Raw genomic sequence first — 15,901 nt, 5'->3', positions numbered from 1 at the left:
CGTTTTTCATTCGGCCCCACCCATGGATTCAACCTGCAGGAGCGCCCGATGGGCGCGATCGCGGACATGGCTCGCTCCGACAACAGTGCGCAGCGGATTCAGTCCATCGCCCGTCCACGCCGCCAGAAAAGAAAAAGCCCCGCATCAGCGGGGCTTTTTCAGTGCAGCATGGCTTACAGGTAGAAAGCCTTCAGCGGCGGGAAGCCGTTGAATTCCACCGCACTGTAGCTGGTGGTGTAGGCACCGGTGGACAGCCAGTACAGGCGGTCGCCGGCGGCCAGGTTCAGCGGCAGGCCGTACTTGTAGTGCTCGTACATGATGTCCGCGCTGTCGCAGGTCGGGCCGGCGATCACCACTTCTTCCAGCTCGCCCGCCTTCTCCACGTGGATCGGGAACTTGATGGACTCGTCCATGGTTTCGATCAGGCCGGAGAACTTGCCCACGTCGGTGAACACCCAGCGCTCGACGGCGGTACGCGACTTGCGCGCCACCAGCACGACTTCGCTGACCAGGATGCCGGCGTTGGCGATCAGCGAACGGCCCGGCTCAAGGATGATTTCCGGCAGTTCGTCGCCGAAGTCTTCCTTGAGGAAGCGGATGATTTCTTCCGCGTAGGTTTCCAGGCTGTTGGTCTTGGCGATGTAGTTGGCCGGGAAGCCGCCGCCCATGTTGATCAGCTTCAGCTCGATGCCGTCTTCTTCCTTCAGCCGCTCGAAGATGACCTTCACCTTGGCGATGGCCGCGTCCCACACGCCGATGTCGCGCTGCTGCGAACCCACGTGGAAGGATACGCCGTAGGGCACCAGGCCAAGGTCGCGGGCCAGCACCAGCAGGTCCATGGCCATGTCCGACTGGCAGCCGAACTTGCGCGACAGCGGCCAGTCGGCCGAGGTGGAGCCCTCGGTGAGGATGCGCACGTAGACCTTGGAGCCCGGCGCGGCCTTGGCGATGTTGCGCAGGTCGGCTTCGGAGTCGGTGGCGAACAGGCGCACGCCCTTCTCATAGAAGTAGCGAATGTCGCGGGCTTTCTTGATGGTGTTGCCGTAGCTGATCTGCTCGGCGCGCACGCCGGTCTTCATCACCTTGTCCAGCTCGTAGATGGAGGCGATGTCGAAGTTCGAACCCTTGTCGCGCAGCAGCTCGGTGATCTCGGTGGCCGGGTTGGCCTTCACCGCGTAGTAGATCTTGGCGAACGGAAAGCAGCCGGTCAGCTGGTCGTAGGCATCGGCGATGGTCTGCTTGTCGATGACGACGAAGGGGGTTTCCTGCTTGTCGGCAAACGCCTTCATACGCTGGAAGGTTTCGGGGGCGAAGTAATCCTCGACCTTGATGGACATGGTTGGGACTCCAAATGGCAGAACAGGTTATTCGTAGGGGTGAAGCTGAACGTCGAATCCGTTTCCCCACTTTGGTTCGCCTACTTCCCAAGGCATGTCGCCGAGTATCACCGGTACCGGTCAATGGAGCCGGTGCCTCTCGTCGTCAGTACTTGAGCCGGATGGATCGTTTCCAGCATGGACGTTCGGGCGCGAACTTTAGGACCTGAAGTCCCTGAGTTCAACCCTGAATTGCCGCTTTTTCGCATCCCTTTGTCGCACTGCCGGTTGACTGTTTCGGATACTCAACAAAATGCACGGAATACCGCACAGAACGGGGCTTTCGACGCGTTTCTGCATCATCGTCCTACTGAGTTAACGACCGGTGACAGAGGGGGGAGTTCAGCTGTTCGGGATGGGTGGTGCCGGAGGGGATTTCGTGAGGGGTGTACCAAGGGAAATCGGAGCTGGGCGAGCCCTCTCCCTAACCCTCTCCCTGAAGGGAGAGGGGACTGATCGGAGCTGCCGAGAATTGAGGAGTCATCCTCGAGCGTTGGGCTGACAGAGCGCTCGAATAGCTCCCTCTCCCTTCAGGGAGAGGGCGGGGGAGAGGGAAACCGTCCGCAGCGGAGGAACAGGTTCGCGAGCAAGCTCGCTCCTACAGGGCCAGGTCAGGAAGCCTGCGCCACCTCCGCCGGCGACACGATGTTGGTCTTGCGTCCACGCGAGCGACCCGAGCTCAGGTAATCGGCGATCGACTCCTGCGTCACCTCGCCGAGGAACTGCCCCTCGGCATCCAGCACCGGCAGCCACGAGCTGTTGAACTCGTACATGCGCGACAACAGGATGCGCAGGTGCTCGTCGTGGCTGGCGGTCACGCGGAACTCGTTGAGGAAGTCGCTGCACGCGCCTTCCTTGCGGCGCATGTCCTTGCGGCGCACATAGCCCAGCCCCTTGCCGCTGGCGTCGACCACCACCAGGTAGCGGCGGTCGTCTTCCTCCATCTTCTCCAGCGCTTCGGCGACGCTGGTCTGCGGGTTGGCGGTGACGATGCTGCTGTCGGCGGCATCCTCGGCACGCACCAGCAGCAGGCGCTTGAGGGTACTGTCCTGGCCGGTGAAGGCACTGACGAACTCGTCCGCCGGGTGCGCCAGCAGGGTGTCCGGGTGATCGTACTGGAGCAGGCGGCCGCTCTTGAACACCGCCACCTTGTCGCCCAGCTTGATCGCCTCGTCGATGTCGTGGCTGACCATGATCACGGTCATGCCCAGCTTGCGCTGCAACTCGAAGAACTCGTTCTGGATCGACTCGCGGTTGATCGGGTCCACCGCACCGAACGGCTCGTCCATCAGCAGCAGCGGCGCGTCGGCCGCCAGCGCGCGGATCACGCCGATACGCTGTTGCTGCCCGCCGGACAGTTCACGCGGGTAGCGCGAGAGGTACTGCTTGGGCTCGAGCTTGACCATGGCCATCAGCTCGCGCGCCTTCTCCTTGCACTTCTGCTTGTCCCAGCCGAGCAGGCGCGGCACGACCATGATGTTTTCCTCGATGGTCATGTTGGGGAACAGGCCGATCTGCTGGATCACGTAGCCGATCTGCCGGCGCAGGGTCACCTCGTCCAGTTCGGCGGTGTCCTGGCCGTCGATCAGCACACGCCCGGAGGTGGGCTGGATGATCCGGTTGATCATCTTCAGCGTGGTGGTCTTGCCGCAGCCGGAGGGGCCGAGGAACACGCAGATCTCGCCCTTCTCCACAGTCAGGCTGACCTTGTCCACGGCACGGAATTCCTTGCCGTCCTTGAGGGTGAAGGTCTTGGTCAGTTGGTCGAGTTCGATCATGTTCAGTCTCCTGTCTGCGGGCGCAGGCCCTTCGGGGTGAGCGCACGCTGCAACCATTGCAGCAGCAGGTCGGCGGCGATGGCCAAGAGGCTCACCAGCACGGCGCCGACCACCAGCATGGGCATGTTGGATTGGCTGATGGAATTGAGGATGAGGACGCCCAGGCCACCGGCACCGATCACCGCGGCGATGGTCATCACGCCGATGTTCATCACCACGGCGGTGCGCACGCCTGCGAGGATCACTGGCACGGCGATGGGGATGTCGACCATCCGCAGGCGCTGCCAGAAAGTCATGCCGATGCCCTTGCCGGCTTCGCGGATGCCGGGTTCGACATTGGTCAGCGCGAGGTAGGTGTTGCGCAGGATCGGCAGCAGCGAATAGAGGAACACCGCAGTGATCGCCGGCAGCGGGCCGAGGCCCTGGCCGATCTTCGAGTAGAGCGGCAGCATCAGGCCGAACAGCGCAATGGACGGAATGGTCAGCACCACGGTGGCGGCGCCCTGCAGCGGGCCCGCGAGCCAGCGGAAGCGCGTCATCAGCACGCCCAGCGGCACGCCGACGATGATCGCCAGGCCCACGGCGATGGACACCAGCATCAGGTGCTGCAGCGTCAGTTGCCCGACCTGGGTCCAGTCCAGGCGGGAAATCACGGTCATGAAGTCCATGTCAGTTTTCCTCCTGTGCGGGTTGTTCCTCGACAGGCTTGGCCTTGTCGCCCAGCAGGCCGTGCTCGCGCAGGAACTTCTGCGCTACGCGCTGCGGCGGCTCCTGTTCGATATCGACCTGGGCGTTGAGCGCCTGCATGGTCTTGTCGTCGAGCAGATCGGAGATGGGCTCGAACAGGGTTTTCAGCTCCGGGTGCTTCTGCAGCGCATCGGCGCGCAGCACCGGGGCGGCGTTGTAGAAGGGGAAGAAGTGCTTGTCGTCTTCCAGCACGCGCAGCTTGAAGTCCTTCAGGCGGCCGTCGGTGGTGTAGACGAGGCCGACGAACACCTGGCGATTCTTCAGCGCGGTGTAGACCAGTCCGGCATCCATCTGCCGCACGTCGTCGCGGGTGAAGTGCAAGCCGTACAGCTCGCTCATCGGCCCGAGGCCGTCGGGGCGCCCGGCGAATTCCGGGTCCATGGCGAACAGGTGGGTCTTCTTCGCGCCCTGCTCCTTCATCACCCGCGCCAGGTCGCTGAGGGTGCGCACGCCGAGTTGCTCGGCCTGCTCCTCAGGCATGGCCAGGGCATAGGTGTTGTTGAACGGTGCGGGCTTGGGCCAGACCAGCCCCTTCTTGCCGTCCAGCTCACGGACCTTGGCCAGCGACTGCTGGGCATCCAGCTTGTCCTTGATCTTGTTGTAGACGATCAGCGACGAGCCGGTGTACTCCCAGACCAGGTCCAGCTGGCCGCTCTGCTGGGCACTGCGCGCCAGGGTGCTGCCCAGGCCGTTGGTGACCTTCACCTCATAGCCCTTGCTCTGCAGGTACTGCGCGGTGATGGCGGTGAGGATGCGCTGTTCGGTGAACGGCTTGCCGCCGATGCGAATCACGTCGGCCGCGTGCGCAGCTCCCGTGGCGGCGGCGAGCAGCAAGCCCAGCGCGCCAAGCAGACGTTTCATGCCGGCTCCTTTGAATTCCAGTCCCTTCATTGCGTCAGCCCCCGCTCCAGCACGCTGCGGCTGAACAGTACCAGCAGGCCATCGAGCACCAGCGCCAGCAGCGCGGTGCACACGGCTCCGAGCAGCAGCTTGGATTGGTCGTCCAGGGCGATGCCGGGGAAGATCAGGCTGCCCAGGCTGTTGGCGCCGATCAGGAAGGCCAGCGGAGCGGAACCCACGTTCAGCGCCAGGGCGATGCGCACGCCACCCATGATCAGCGGTACCGCGTTGGGCAACTCGACCCGCAGCAGCACCTGGCGCGGGGTCATGCCGATGCCGGTGGCCGCTTCCTTGAGCGAGGCCGGCACGGCGCGCAGGCCTTCGTAGGTGTTGCGCACGATGGGCAGCAGGGATGCAAGGAACAACGCGAGGATCGCCGGGCCGTTGCCGATCCCGACAATCGCCAGGGCGATGGCCAGCACGGCCAGCGGCGGGATGGTGTTGCCGACGTTGAACACCTGCATCAGGCGTTCGGCCTGCCCTTGCAGGGCGGGCCGGCTGAGCAGGATGCCGGCGGGGATACCGACCGCAACGGCGGCCAGCATGGATGCGAACACCAGAACCAGGTGCGCCTGCAGGTAGAACAGCAGGTCTTCGCGGTACTGCCACAAGGTGGCGGGGGTGATCCAGTGGATCAGCAAAGCCAGAACAACGACTGCGAAGCAGACGCCGAACAGGGCCTTGCCCGTGGTGGTTTTCACCATGGTTGGGGGACTCCCTTCGGGTGCGCGGCGACTGGCATCGCCCCGCTCACTTGACGCTCGATCCCGTCCAGAAACCCATCTGGGACCGCGATTAAACGCGACGGGAATCAAGCACTTGCGCATGCGTTTGCGGATTACCGTCGCGAAGGGATGGACCCTCGTCCGTGCCCATCCGTTCAATAAAATTGCCATCCTTGTGCCATCGCGCGCAGGCGAAATCGGCGTCAGCCCCCATGATCCGGGGGCTGTGGGCGACAAAGTTTTTTTCAAAAAAACCGTCGACCCGGCTGAACCATCGCCCAGGTGCACTTGCCCAACGCCGAATGCGCCCGGCGAACACGCACGCGGTTTCGCTCAGCGGTTATCATCGGGTTCCTTTCGCGTGCCCCCGACCCATGGATAGGTCACTCGGGGCCGGCGTCTTGCCTACCACGGAGATCCTTCACCATGCTTGATCTGGCTGCGGCGTTCATCGCGCTGACCACCCTGCTCACCTACGTCAACTACCGCTTCATCCGCCTGCCGCCGACCATCGGTGTCATGGCCACCGCCCTGGTGTTCTCCTTCATCGCCCAGGGCATGTCGCTGCTCGGCTATCCGGTCCTGGAAGTCGAGATGCAGCAGATCATCAGCCGCATCGACTTCTCCGACGTGCTGATGACCTGGTTCCTGCCCGCCCTGCTGTTCGCCGGCGCGCTGCACGTGAACCTCGCCGACCTGCGCAACTACAAGTGGCCCATCGGCCTGCTGGCCACCTTCGGCGTGCTGATCGCCACCACGGTGATCGGCTACCTGGCCTACTACACCTTCGCCCTCTTCGGCTGGCACGTGGACTTCATCTACTGCCTGCTGTTCGGCGCGCTGATCTCGCCCACCGACCCCATCGCGGTGCTGGGCATCCTCAGGTCCGCCGGCGCGCCCAAGCCGCTGGCCACCACCATCGTCGGCGAGTCGCTGTTCAACGACGGCACCGCCGTGGTGGTCTTCACCATCCTGCTGGGCATCCTGCTGGCCGGCGAGACACCCACTGTGTCCTCCATCGCCTGGCTGTTCGTGCAGGAGGCCATCGGCGGCATCCTGTTCGGCGCAGCGCTGGGCTACGGGGTGTTCCTGATGATGCGTGGCATCGACCAGTACCAGGTGGAAGTCATGCTGACCCTGGCCCTGGTCATCGGCGGCGCAGCACTGGCGGCACGGCTGCACGTGTCGGCGCCGATCGCCATGGTGGTGGCCGGCCTGATCATCGGCAACCAGGCGCGGCAGTACGCCATGTCCGACGAGACGCGGCGCTACATCGACAAGTTCTGGGAGCTGATCGACGAGATCCTCAACGCCCTGCTGTTCGCCCTGATCGGCCTGGAGCTGCTCCTGCTGCCATTCAACTGGCTGCACGTGGTCGCGGCCTTCGTCCTCGGCGGCGCGGTGCTGATCTCGCGCCTGCTCACCGTCGCCCCGGCCATCCTCGTGCTGCGCCAGCGGGAAAACGGCCGCCGCCAGGTACCTGCCGGCACCATCCGCATCCTCGTCTGGGGTGGCCTGCGTGGCGGCGTCTCGGTAGCCCTGGCGCTGTCCCTGCCGCTGGGCGAGCAGCGCGACCTGATCCTCAGCCTGACCTACGTGGTGGTGCTGGTGTCGATCCTGCTCCAGGGCCTGTCCATCGGCCCGCTGGTGCGGCGCATCTACAAAGGCGCCGAGCCCGTCGCCGACAGCCACCACTGAAGGCCCCATCAAAGGCCAAGCGCCTTGCGTCGCCGGGTCTGCCGGCGACGCCTCGAATCAGGCTATAATCCCGCGTTTTTCGGGCCGCTCGCCGCCCGTCTTCACCGAATCGACCAGGCACCCATCCATGAGCATCCAAGCCGCCGAAGTCGCGAAGCGCCGCACGTTCGCGATCATTTCCCACCCCGACGCCGGTAAGACCACCATTACCGAGAAGCTCCTGCTGATGGGCAAGGCGATTGCCGTCGCCGGTACCGTGAAGTCGCGAAAGTCCGACCGCCACGCCACCTCCGACTGGATGGAGATGGAGAAGCAGCGCGGCATCTCCATCACCACCTCGGTGATGCAGTTCCCCTACCGCGAGCACATGATCAACCTGCTCGACACCCCCGGCCACGAAGACTTCTCCGAAGACACCTACCGCACCCTGACCGCGGTGGACTCGGCGCTGATGGTCCTCGACGGCGGCAAGGGTGTAGAGCCGCGTACCATTGCCCTGATGGAAGTCTGCCGCCTGCGCGATACGCCCATCGTCAGCTTCATCAACAAACTCGACCGCGACATCCGCGACCCGATCGAGCTGCTCGACGAAATCGAAGCGGTACTGAAGATCAAGGCCGCGCCGATCACCTGGCCGATCGGTTGCTACCGCGACTTCAAGGGCGTGTACCACCTCGCCCAGGACAAGATCATCGTCTACGTGCCGGGCCACGGCCACGAGCGCATCGAGACCAAGGTCATCGACAAGCTCGACTCGGACGAAGCACGCGCGCACCTGGGCGACCTCTACGACAACTTCCTCGAAGAGCTGGAGCTGGTGCAGGGCGCCTGCCACGAGTTCGACAAGGACGCCTTCCTCAAGGGCGAGATGACCCCGGTGTTCTTCGGTACCGCGCTGGGCAACTTCGGCGTCGACCAGGTGCTCGACTGCATCGTCGACTGGGCTCCGCAACCGCTGGAGCGTGGCGCCCACGAGCGCACCGTGGCACCGACCGAGGAGAAGTTCTCCGGCTTCGTGTTCAAGATCCAGGCGAACATGGACCCGAAGCACCGCGACCGCATCGCCTTCATGCGCATCTGCTCGGGCAAGTACGAGAAGGGCATGAAGATGCGCCATGTGCGCCTGGGCAAGGACGTGAAGATCGCCGACGCGCTGACCTTCTTCTCCAGCGAGCGTGAGCAGCTGGAAGAGGCCTTCGCCGGCGACATCATCGGCCTGCACAACCACGGCACCATCCAGATCGGCGACACCTTCACCGAAGGCGAGGCGCTGGGCTTCACCGGCATCCCGCACTTCGCCCCGGAACTGTTCCGCCGCGTGCGCCTGAAGGACCCGCTCAAGTCCAAGCAGCTGCGCCAGGGCCTGCAGGAACTGGCCGAGGAAGGCGCCACCCAGGTGTTCTTCCCCGAGCGCAACAACGACATCATCCTCGGCGCCGTCGGCGTGCTGCAGTTCGACGTCGTCGCCAGCCGCCTGAAGGAGGAATACAAGGTCGAGTGCGCCTACGAGCAGATCAACGTCTGGTCCGCGCGCTGGATCGAGTGCAAGGACGAGAAGAAGCTCAAGGAGTTCAAGGACAAGGCCTTCGAGAACCTGTCCGTCGACGGCGGCGGCCACCTCACCTACCTGGCCCCGACCCGCGTGAACCTGAGCCTGATGGAAGAGCGCTGGCCGGACATCACCTTCCGCGCCACCCGCGAACACCACTGAGTTCGCCGCTCACGAAAACGCCCGCCTTGTGCGGGCGTTTTTGTTTACGCCGACCGGCTTTTCGTAGGAGCGAGCTTGCTCGCGAACCGGACCCCGCAGGTTCGCGAGCCAGCTCGCTCCTACAGTCAGGCCTGACCTCCTCTGCGACAGTTAGCCCAGGCACGTGTCGGAGGATCAGCGATGGGGTTTCACGGCAAGGATTTACGTCGAGGGCGGCACTCGGCTACAGGGCAGATCTACTTCGTTACCACCGTGACACACCGACGCGAACGACTCTTCAGTCACTGGACTGGCGCCATTGCCGTTGCCAGGGTGATCCATCTGTTCACCGGACTCACCTCGGCCAGAATCCATGCCTGGGTGCTCATGCCAGATCATCTGCACTGTCTGATAGAGCTGGGCGACGTGAGTCTCAACCAATGCATGCAGCAACTCAAATCGCGCACGGCAATCGCCCTGAATAGATCGACAGGTCGCAGCGGCACAGTCTGGCAGTCAGGGTTTCACGACCACGCCCTGCGCCGCGAAGAAGACCTGAAAGCTACAGCCCGCTACCTGGTCGCCAACCCCTTGCGCGCCGGCCTGGTGCGCTCCCTTCGCGACTACCCCTTCTGGAACGCCGTCTGGCTGTGACCTATAGCCTGTAGGAGCGAGGGGGACGCCATCGTTATTGCTCGCGAACAGCCCCTGCTGCGGAGCCTGGGTTCGCGAGCAAGCTCGCTCCTACGAAGAGCAGCACTCACGGATCGAGCGCGCCGGAACTCCAGGTGCTGGAAGTCGCGCTGCCGGTCAGCTTGGCGGCGATGGCGCCCTGCGGGATCAGCCGGTCGCGATAACGTGTGGCGAGCAGCCCGCTCTGCGGTGCGCGCAGGATGTGCTCGCTGCTGGCGTCGCCGGGGCGGGCGATGATGCGCGCGAAGCGCTCGCCCGCCTCGATGTACTCGCCCAGCTCGCGTTCGAAAACCAGCACGCCAGCCGCCGGGGCGAACACGGTTTCCATGAAGCCCATTGGCGTGGCTACTCCCTTCCACTCCGGCAACGGCCCGGCATCGCTCACCACGCCACGGGCGCCCAGGAAACGATAGAGACCATCGGCATCCTGCTGTGCCAGCGCATCGCTGACGTCGCCCTGGCCGCGCAGTTCGACGGTTGCCACCAATCGCCCGGCGAAGCGCTGTTCGGCCACCCACGGGGCGATCACCACCTCTTCGAACGCCCCATCGCCATCGCCTTCCCAGATGATCGCCAGCTCCGCGCGAAGGGCGGCAGCGAGGTCCTGCGCGGCAGGCCAGAAGCACTCGTGGAGGTAGACGTACTGCAGCGCCTCGTCATCGGTGTGCAGGTCGAGCACGATGTCCGCAGGCGCGGCCAGTTCTGCCACGCGTTTCTGCCACAGCGTGAGGTTATCCAGGGTGCCGCTGGCGGCCGCCGAGGCGATGAAGCCACGATTGAAATTGCGCGAGGTCGCGTCGTGGTTCCGACCGAGAATCCGCCCCTGGCGGAACTGCCCGATGCCGATGGGATTGGCCTGCGGCACCACCGTCACGCTGCCATTGAGCGCACCGCGTTCGGCGGCATCGCGCAGGCGTGGCAGCAGCTCGTGAAGCACCAGCATCCCGGCGATTTCATCGGCATGTACGCCGGCCTGCAGGTGCACCTTCGGCCCCGGCCTGCCGCCGTCGATACGCCAGGCGCGCACGCGCAGCTCGGCACCGGAATCACCCGGTACGCTGAAGGATACGTCCTCGATCATTTGCCCTCTCCTCTTGTCCGAATCGCCCATGGAAATCTTCCCCGGCGCCTCCTAGTATCGAAACCGTTCGCCGCTTGCCGGCACCCCGCAACACAGGACGCCCGCCCTTGGATACCCCCCGCCAGAAAGCCCAGCGCGCCACACCCGAGGAACGCCGCGACCACCTCGTGCGCGCCTGCCTCAAGTGCCTGGTCGCCGATGGCCACGCAGGCATCTCGGTGCGTCGCATCGCCAAGGAAGCCGGGGTCGCCGTGGGCCTGGTGAACCACCACTTCGGCAGCATCGACGCGCTGGTCGCCCAGGCCTACGAAACCCTCGCCAGCGAGGTGACCCAGGCGCTCTACCGGCAGGTCGACGCGGTCGGCAACGACCCGGCCGTGCGCATGGAAGCCTTCCTCACCGGGTCCTTCTCGCCCCAGGTGCTGGACCCCGACCTGCTCAGCCCCTGGGTCGTGTTCTGGAGCCTGATCCGTCACTCGCCGCCGGTGAACGAGGCACACGAGCGCGGCTACCACAGCTACCTCGCGATCCTCGAAAAGCTCATCAGCGAACTCGCCAGCGCCGAGGGTTTCAGCGTGGCGCGCCCGCGACTCGCCGCCATCGGTCTCTCCGCCATGCTCGACGGACTGTGGCTGGAGTGGTGCCTGAACCCCTCGACCTTCAGCGCCGCCGACGGCCTCGAGCTCAGCCGTTGCTGGGTAGAGGGACTGCGCCGAGGTGCCTACGCCTAATCACTCAAACTGCCGTCCTTGCACGGCGCTTGCCCAGCCATGAACGCTGCGTCGTCTTCTGCTCGCGGCGAACCGGGGTGGCGCGCTCCAGCAAGGCAAACAGCGCTTCGATGATGAAGGTCAGACAGACATAGATCGCCGCCACCAGCAGCAGCGGCTCATAGATCTGGAAGGTCTGCGCACGCACCACGTTGGCGGCGCCGAGCAGGTCGACCACGGCGATGGTGGAAGCCAGCGCGGTGGACTTGAGCAGCATCACGCTTTCCCCCGCCAGCGTCGGCAGCAGCAGGCGAATCGCCCGCGGCAACCACACGCGGTAGAGCACCAGCGTGCGGTTCATGCCGAATGCCGAAGCGGCCTCCAGTTCGCCGCGCGGTACCGCCTTGAGACCGCCGCGGACCACCTCGCCGACGTAGGCGCCGACCGAGAGGATCAGCGCGATGACGATGTACCAGAAGCCATCGCGCAGGTACGGCCAGAGGAAGCTGCCGCGGATCAGCGGGAACTGCGCGAAGAGGCTGCCCAGGCCGTAGTAGAAGATGTAGATCTGCACCAGCAGCGGCGTGCCGCGAATCACGCTGGTGTACGCCAGCGCCAGGCGCGAGACCAGGAAGTTGCGCGACATCCGCGCCAGCGCCACCCCCAGCGCCAGCACGAAGCCCAGCGTGGCGGAAATCAGCAGGATCACCAGGGTGGTGCCCAGGCCCTTGAGCAGCAGGGCCCCATAGACGAATAGCCAGTGTTCGTTCATCGCCGCGCCTCGTTCAGACCGCCGGAATCCAGCGGCGGAAGCGCCGCTCCAGGTAGCCCGCGAACAGGTTGGAAAGCACGGTGAGCACGTAATACAGCGCCGCCGCGGTGAGGTAGAAGGTCAGGTAGTGACGGGTCGAACCGGCGGCCTGCTTGGCGGTGTAGAGCAGCTCGTTGGTGCCCACCACGCTGATCAGCGCGCTGTCCTTGATCAGGTTGACCCACAGGTTGGCCATGCCGGCCAGCGCGTTGGGCGCCATCATCGGCAGGGTCACCCGGCGGAACAGGCCGAAGCCGTGCATGCCGTAGGCGCGCGCCGCTTCGATCTGGCCATAGGGGATCGACTGGATGGCACCACGGAAGATTTCCGAGGCGTAGGCGCCCTGCACCAGGCCGAGCACGACGATGGCCACCATCATGCCGTTGAGCTTCACCTGGCCATAGCCGAGCCATTCGAAGAACTGGTTCAGGCCCATGGAGCCGACGTAGAACAGCAGCAGGATCAGCAGCAGCTCCGGCACCGCCCGGCACAGCGTGGTGTAACCACGCGCGAGTATCGCCAGCGGGCGCGGTCCGCCGATCTTGGCGCTGGCCGCGGCCAGGCCGATCAGCAGGCCGACGAGGAAGGCGCCGACGGAAATCTGCAGGGTGACCAGTAGCCCCTTGAGCAGGGCCGGGCCCCAGCCGGTGGGGCCGAAGCCGATCAGGTCGAAGATGCTTTGCATGGCCGTCTCCAGGAGGGAGGCTCAGGGTCGTCCCCGTGCCCGCAGCGGGCACGGGGACGGCTCACGCTGGGATCACTGCTTGGGCGCGACGCTCATGCCGAAGTACTTGTCCGACAGCGCCTTGTAGTCATCGCTGGCGAGCAGCTTGCCGATGGCCTCGTCCATCTTCGCCTTCAGCTCGGTATCGCCCTTGCGCATGCCGGCGCCGACGCCGCGGCCGAACAGCGGGTCGTACTTCACCTCGCCCTTGTTGACGATGCCGGCCGCCTGGGCGTCCGGCGACTTGACGAACGACGCCACGGCGATGCCGTCGGCCATCATCAGGTCGATGCGCCCGGCCACCAGGTCGGCGTTCACCGAATCCTGGGTGTCGTAGTAGCGCACGTCGGCGATCTTCTCGAAGTACTGCTTGAGGTAGTTGGAGCTGACGGTGGAGATCTGCACGCCGATGGTCTTGCCCTTCAGGCCCTCGGGGCTGATCTGCACGTCCACCGCCTGGGGCGCGGCGACGGCCACCGGGGTGTCGTAGTAGGGGCGGCTGAAGGCGATCTGCTTCTCGCGCTCATCGGTGATCGACAGGGAGTTGAAGATCACGTCGATCTTTTTCGCCAGCAGCGCCGGGATGATGCCGTCCCAGGCCACCTCGTCGATCTCGCAGGTCGCCTTCATCTCGGCGCAGACCTTGTGGATCAGGTCCGGCTCGAAGCCGACCCAGCTGCCATCGGGCTGCTTCTGCGAGAACGGCGGATAGGGCTCGGCGGCCAGGGCGAAACGGATCGTCTCGGCCTGGGCGCTCGCCACGCCGGCCACCAGCATCGCCGCACCCACCATCAGATTGCACAGACCTTTCTTGTTCATCGTGATCCCCTGCATTGTTTTACTTAGTGTTGGGTCACGCTCATCGATGCGCCGACAGCGCGGCATCGGTCAGCGATTCTGGTGCGCGTTGACGAACTGCCGGCAGCGCTCGCTGCGCGGCCGCGAGAAGACCTCCTCGGCGGTGCCCTCCTCCTCGATCAGGCCCTTGTGGAGGAACGCCACATGGCTGGATACGTCGCGGGCGAAAGCCATCTCGTGGGTGACCAGGATCATGGTCCGCCCCTCCTCCGCCAGCGAGCGGATCACCTTCAGCACTTCGCCCACCAGCTCCGGGTCCAGCGCCGAGGTCGGCTCGTCGAACAGCATCACTTTCGGCCGCACGGCCAGCGCGCGGGCAATGGCCACGCGCTGCTGCTGGCCGCCGGAAAGGAAGGCCGGGTACTCGTGGCGCTTCTCGGCCAGGCCGACGCGCTCCAGCAGCGCCTCGGCGCGCTCGCGGGCCTCGGCCTTGCTCTCGTGGAGGACGAAGGTCGGTGCCTCGATCAGGTTCTCCAGCACGGTGCGGTGCGGCCACAGGTTGAAGCTCTGGAACACCATGCCCAGCTGTGAGCGGATGCGGGTGAGCTGCTTCTGGTCGGCCACCATCGGCTCGCCGTGGCGGTTCTGGGTCAGGCCGATGGTCTCGCCATTGACGGTGACCGAGCCCTGGTTGGGAATCTCCAGCATGTTGATGCAGCGCAGCAGGGTGCTCTTGCCCGAGCCGCTGGCGCCGATCAGCGAGATCACTTCGCCCTCGCGCGCCGACAGCGACACACCCTTGAGCACCTCGAAGTCGCCGAAGCGCTTGTGGATATCCCGCACCTCGATCACCGGTCTGGACTGCGCCTGCACGTCCTGCAGGAGCGGGCCATGCCCGCGACCCGCCTCGGCACGGGGCACATCACGGACGGAGTCCGCTCCTACGGAGTTGGCCTTCGCCGGAAGGGATTCGACAAAGCGGATGATCCGCGCACAGGCCTCCGCCATGCTCTCGTCGCTCAGGCCGAAGGACAGCCGCACGAAGCCCTCCGCCTGCGGGCCGAAGGCCGCCGCGTCGAGCACCGAGACGCCGGTGGCGTGGAACAGCTGCCAGGAGAAGTCCAGCGAGCTGAGGCCGGTATCGCGCACGTCGACCATGACGAACATGCCAGCCTCGGGCGACAGCACCTTCACCCGCGGGCAATCGCTCAGCGCGGCGACCACCAGGTCGCGGCGGCGGCGGTAGATCTCGCGCATTGTCGTGACAACCTCGTCGTGACGCTCCACCGCCGCGAGGGCGGCTTCCTGCACGAAGCCCGGCAGGCCGTAGAACATGTTCAGCGCGAGGTTTTCCAGGTGCCCGACCAGCGTCGGGTTGGCGACTATCCAGCCAGCGCGCCAGCCGGTCATGGCGTGGGATTTCGACAGGCTGCCGATGCTCAGGGTGCGCTCGCCCATGCCGGGTAGCGCGGCGAAGCTCTGGTGTTCGCGCTCGAAGGTCAGGCCCTCGTAGACCTCGTCCACTACCACCCAGAGGTCGTGGGCCTCCGCCAGCGCGGCAATGGCCAGCAGCTCGTCGCGGTCCAGCACGACGCCGGTCGGGTTGCTCGGGTTGGCGAGGAAGATCGCCTTCGTGCGCGGGGTGATCGCTGCGGCGATATCGGTGGCCAGCGGGCGGAAGCCGTTTTCCGGACGGGTCGGTACCCCGACCAGCACGGCGCCGGTGGCTTTCAGCGTGGCTTCGTAGGTGACGTAGACCGGGTCGAAGGTGATGACCTCGTCGCCCTTCTCCAGCAGGCACATCGCGGCGGCAAACAGGCCGTTTTGAGCACCGGCGACGACGATGACGTTTTCGGGCCCGGCCTTTTGGCCGAAACGCCGCTCATGCAATGCCGCGATCGCCTGGCGCAGTGCGGGTTTGCCCGCCACGTCACTGTAATGGGTGTCGCCGTCGCGCAACGCGGCAACGGCGACATCGGTGATGAAGTCCGGGGTTGCGAAATCGGGGTCGCCGACGCTGAGCACTATCACGTCGCGGCCGGCTCGCTGGGCGGCAATGGCGGCGTAGTGAATGTCCCAGGCGGCCACGCCGGGTCCGACCATCCTGTCCACAAGCGACGAATAACGCATGCAAGGGCCTCATCCGAATGACGGAATGTCCTGCAGAAGG

14 protein-coding genes are annotated in these 15,901 nt (G+C 65.3%); 4 read left to right on the top strand and 10 right to left on the bottom strand.

The genetic code is table 11. The features are described 5' to 3' along the window. Nucleotides 1-173: 173 nt before the first annotated feature. The 5 genes from IB255_RS06015 to IB255_RS05995 form a co-directional block, all read right to left on the bottom strand. Nucleotides 174-1,337, bottom strand: coding sequence for a type III PLP-dependent enzyme (locus tag IB255_RS06015; protein ID WP_045209531.1), 1,164 nt, complete (start codon nucleotides 1,335-1,337; stop codon nucleotides 174-176). Nucleotides 1,338-1,987: 650 nt separating this feature from the next. Next, on the bottom strand, nucleotides 1,988-3,154 hold the full coding sequence (locus tag IB255_RS06010; RefSeq protein WP_081517410.1) for a betaine/proline/choline family ABC transporter ATP-binding protein: 1,167 nt from the start codon (nucleotides 3,152-3,154) through the stop codon (nucleotides 1,988-1,990). Nucleotides 3,155-3,156: 2 nt separating this feature from the next. After that, the gene (locus tag IB255_RS06005) at nucleotides 3,157-3,822 is read right to left on the bottom strand and encodes an ABC transporter permease (RefSeq protein WP_081517409.1); all 666 of its coding nucleotides are present in this window, start codon (nucleotides 3,820-3,822) and stop codon (nucleotides 3,157-3,159) included. 1 nt (nucleotide 3,823) lies between these two features. Further along, a complete protein-coding gene (locus tag IB255_RS06000) occupies nucleotides 3,824-4,762 on the bottom strand; it encodes a glycine betaine ABC transporter substrate-binding protein (protein ID WP_081518155.1) in 939 nt (312 codons plus the stop codon). Between the two features lie 26 nt (nucleotides 4,763-4,788). Continuing rightward, complete coding sequence (locus IB255_RS05995) at nucleotides 4,789-5,505, bottom strand: ABC transporter permease (protein ID WP_081517408.1); 717 nt, start codon at nucleotides 5,503-5,505, stop codon at nucleotides 4,789-4,791. 447 nt (nucleotides 5,506-5,952) lie between these two features. Here IB255_RS05995 and IB255_RS05990 point away from each other — a divergent pair, with 447 nt between their 5' ends. The 3 genes from IB255_RS05990 (at nucleotide 5,953) to IB255_RS05980 (ending at nucleotide 9,568) form a co-directional block, all read left to right on the top strand. Next, nucleotides 5,953-7,224 carry a cation:proton antiporter gene (locus IB255_RS05990; protein WP_081517407.1) on the top strand — a complete coding sequence of 424 codons (1,272 nt, stop codon included), beginning with the start codon at nucleotides 5,953-5,955 and terminating at the stop codon, nucleotides 7,222-7,224. Nucleotides 7,225-7,351: 127 nt separating this feature from the next. Further along, nucleotides 7,352-8,935: a peptide chain release factor 3 gene (locus IB255_RS05985; protein ID WP_054906664.1), complete on the top strand. Its 1,584-nt coding sequence runs from the start codon at nucleotides 7,352-7,354 to the stop codon at nucleotides 8,933-8,935. 180 nt (nucleotides 8,936-9,115) lie between these two features. Continuing rightward, a complete protein-coding gene (locus IB255_RS05980; protein ID WP_081517406.1) occupies nucleotides 9,116-9,568 on the top strand; it encodes an REP-associated tyrosine transposase in 453 nt (150 codons plus the stop codon). Between the two features lie 106 nt (nucleotides 9,569-9,674). On the opposite strand, the gene IB255_RS05975 is transcribed toward IB255_RS05980, so the two are convergent. Further along, on the bottom strand, nucleotides 9,675-10,688 hold the full coding sequence (locus tag IB255_RS05975) for a succinylglutamate desuccinylase/aspartoacylase family protein (RefSeq protein ID WP_081517405.1): 1,014 nt from the start codon (nucleotides 10,686-10,688) through the stop codon (nucleotides 9,675-9,677). A gap of 107 nt (nucleotides 10,689-10,795) precedes the next feature. On the opposite strand from IB255_RS05975, the gene IB255_RS05970 reads away from it, so the two are divergent. Beyond that, nucleotides 10,796-11,419, top strand: a complete 624-nt coding sequence (locus IB255_RS05970) for a TetR/AcrR family transcriptional regulator (protein WP_081517404.1) — start codon at nucleotides 10,796-10,798, stop codon at nucleotides 11,417-11,419. A gap of 4 nt (nucleotides 11,420-11,423) precedes the next feature. Here IB255_RS05970 and IB255_RS05965 read toward each other — a convergent pair whose 3' ends face one another. The 4 genes from IB255_RS05965 to IB255_RS31050 form a co-directional block, all read right to left on the bottom strand. Then, nucleotides 11,424-12,170, bottom strand: coding sequence for an ABC transporter permease (locus tag IB255_RS05965; protein WP_081517403.1), 747 nt, complete (start codon nucleotides 12,168-12,170; stop codon nucleotides 11,424-11,426). A 13-nt stretch (nucleotides 12,171-12,183) separates the two neighbouring features. Then, the gene (locus IB255_RS05960) at nucleotides 12,184-12,894 is read right to left on the bottom strand and encodes an ABC transporter permease (protein WP_081517402.1); all 711 of its coding nucleotides are present in this window, start codon (nucleotides 12,892-12,894) and stop codon (nucleotides 12,184-12,186) included. Between the two features lie 72 nt (nucleotides 12,895-12,966). Next, nucleotides 12,967-13,752, bottom strand: coding sequence for a transporter substrate-binding domain-containing protein (locus IB255_RS05955; protein WP_081517401.1), 786 nt, complete (start codon nucleotides 13,750-13,752; stop codon nucleotides 12,967-12,969). A 69-nt stretch (nucleotides 13,753-13,821) separates the two neighbouring features. Then, on the bottom strand, nucleotides 13,822-15,861 hold the full coding sequence (locus IB255_RS31050; RefSeq protein WP_081517400.1) for an aminotransferase class I/II-fold pyridoxal phosphate-dependent enzyme: 2,040 nt from the start codon (nucleotides 15,859-15,861) through the stop codon (nucleotides 13,822-13,824). Between the last annotated feature and the right edge of the window lie 40 nt (nucleotides 15,862-15,901).

The sequence above is a fragment of the Pseudomonas sp. PDM22 genome (assembly GCF_014851965.1).
In the GTDB taxonomy this organism is placed as follows: domain Bacteria; phylum Pseudomonadota; class Gammaproteobacteria; order Pseudomonadales; family Pseudomonadaceae; genus Pseudomonas.
Note: the sequence above shows the minus strand (reverse complement) of the source record. Positions and strands in the feature narration are given on the sequence as shown.

What these genes read in the sequence shown, in the direction of transcription:
- IB255_RS06015 (WP_045209531.1), bottom strand. Translation starts at nt 1,337, where the DNA reads ATGTCCATCAAGGTCGAGGATTACTTCGCCCCCGAAACCTTCCAGCGT.
- IB255_RS06010 (WP_081517410.1), bottom strand. Translation starts at nt 3,154, where the DNA reads ATGATCGAACTCGACCAACTGACCAAGACCTTCACCCTCAAGGACGGC.
- IB255_RS06005 (WP_081517409.1), bottom strand. Translation starts at nt 3,822, where the DNA reads ATGGACTTCATGACCGTGATTTCCCGCCTGGACTGGACCCAGGTCGGG.
- IB255_RS06000 (WP_081518155.1), bottom strand. Translation starts at nt 4,762, where the DNA reads ATGAAACGTCTGCTTGGCGCGCTGGGCTTGCTGCTCGCCGCCGCCACG.
- IB255_RS05995 (WP_081517408.1), bottom strand. Translation starts at nt 5,505, where the DNA reads ATGGTGAAAACCACCACGGGCAAGGCCCTGTTCGGCGTCTGCTTCGCA.
- IB255_RS05990 (WP_081517407.1), top strand. Translation starts at nt 5,953, where the DNA reads ATGCTTGATCTGGCTGCGGCGTTCATCGCGCTGACCACCCTGCTCACC.
- IB255_RS05985 (WP_054906664.1), top strand. Translation starts at nt 7,352, where the DNA reads ATGAGCATCCAAGCCGCCGAAGTCGCGAAGCGCCGCACGTTCGCGATC.
- IB255_RS05980 (WP_081517406.1), top strand. Translation starts at nt 9,116, where the DNA reads ATGGGGTTTCACGGCAAGGATTTACGTCGAGGGCGGCACTCGGCTACA.
- IB255_RS05975 (WP_081517405.1), bottom strand. Translation starts at nt 10,688, where the DNA reads ATGATCGAGGACGTATCCTTCAGCGTACCGGGTGATTCCGGTGCCGAG.
- IB255_RS05965 (WP_081517403.1), bottom strand. Translation starts at nt 12,170, where the DNA reads ATGAACGAACACTGGCTATTCGTCTATGGGGCCCTGCTGCTCAAGGGC.
- IB255_RS05960 (WP_081517402.1), bottom strand. Translation starts at nt 12,894, where the DNA reads ATGCAAAGCATCTTCGACCTGATCGGCTTCGGCCCCACCGGCTGGGGC.
- IB255_RS05955 (WP_081517401.1), bottom strand. Translation starts at nt 13,752, where the DNA reads ATGAACAAGAAAGGTCTGTGCAATCTGATGGTGGGTGCGGCGATGCTG.
- IB255_RS31050 (WP_081517400.1), bottom strand. Translation starts at nt 15,861, where the DNA reads ATGCGTTATTCGTCGCTTGTGGACAGGATGGTCGGACCCGGCGTGGCC.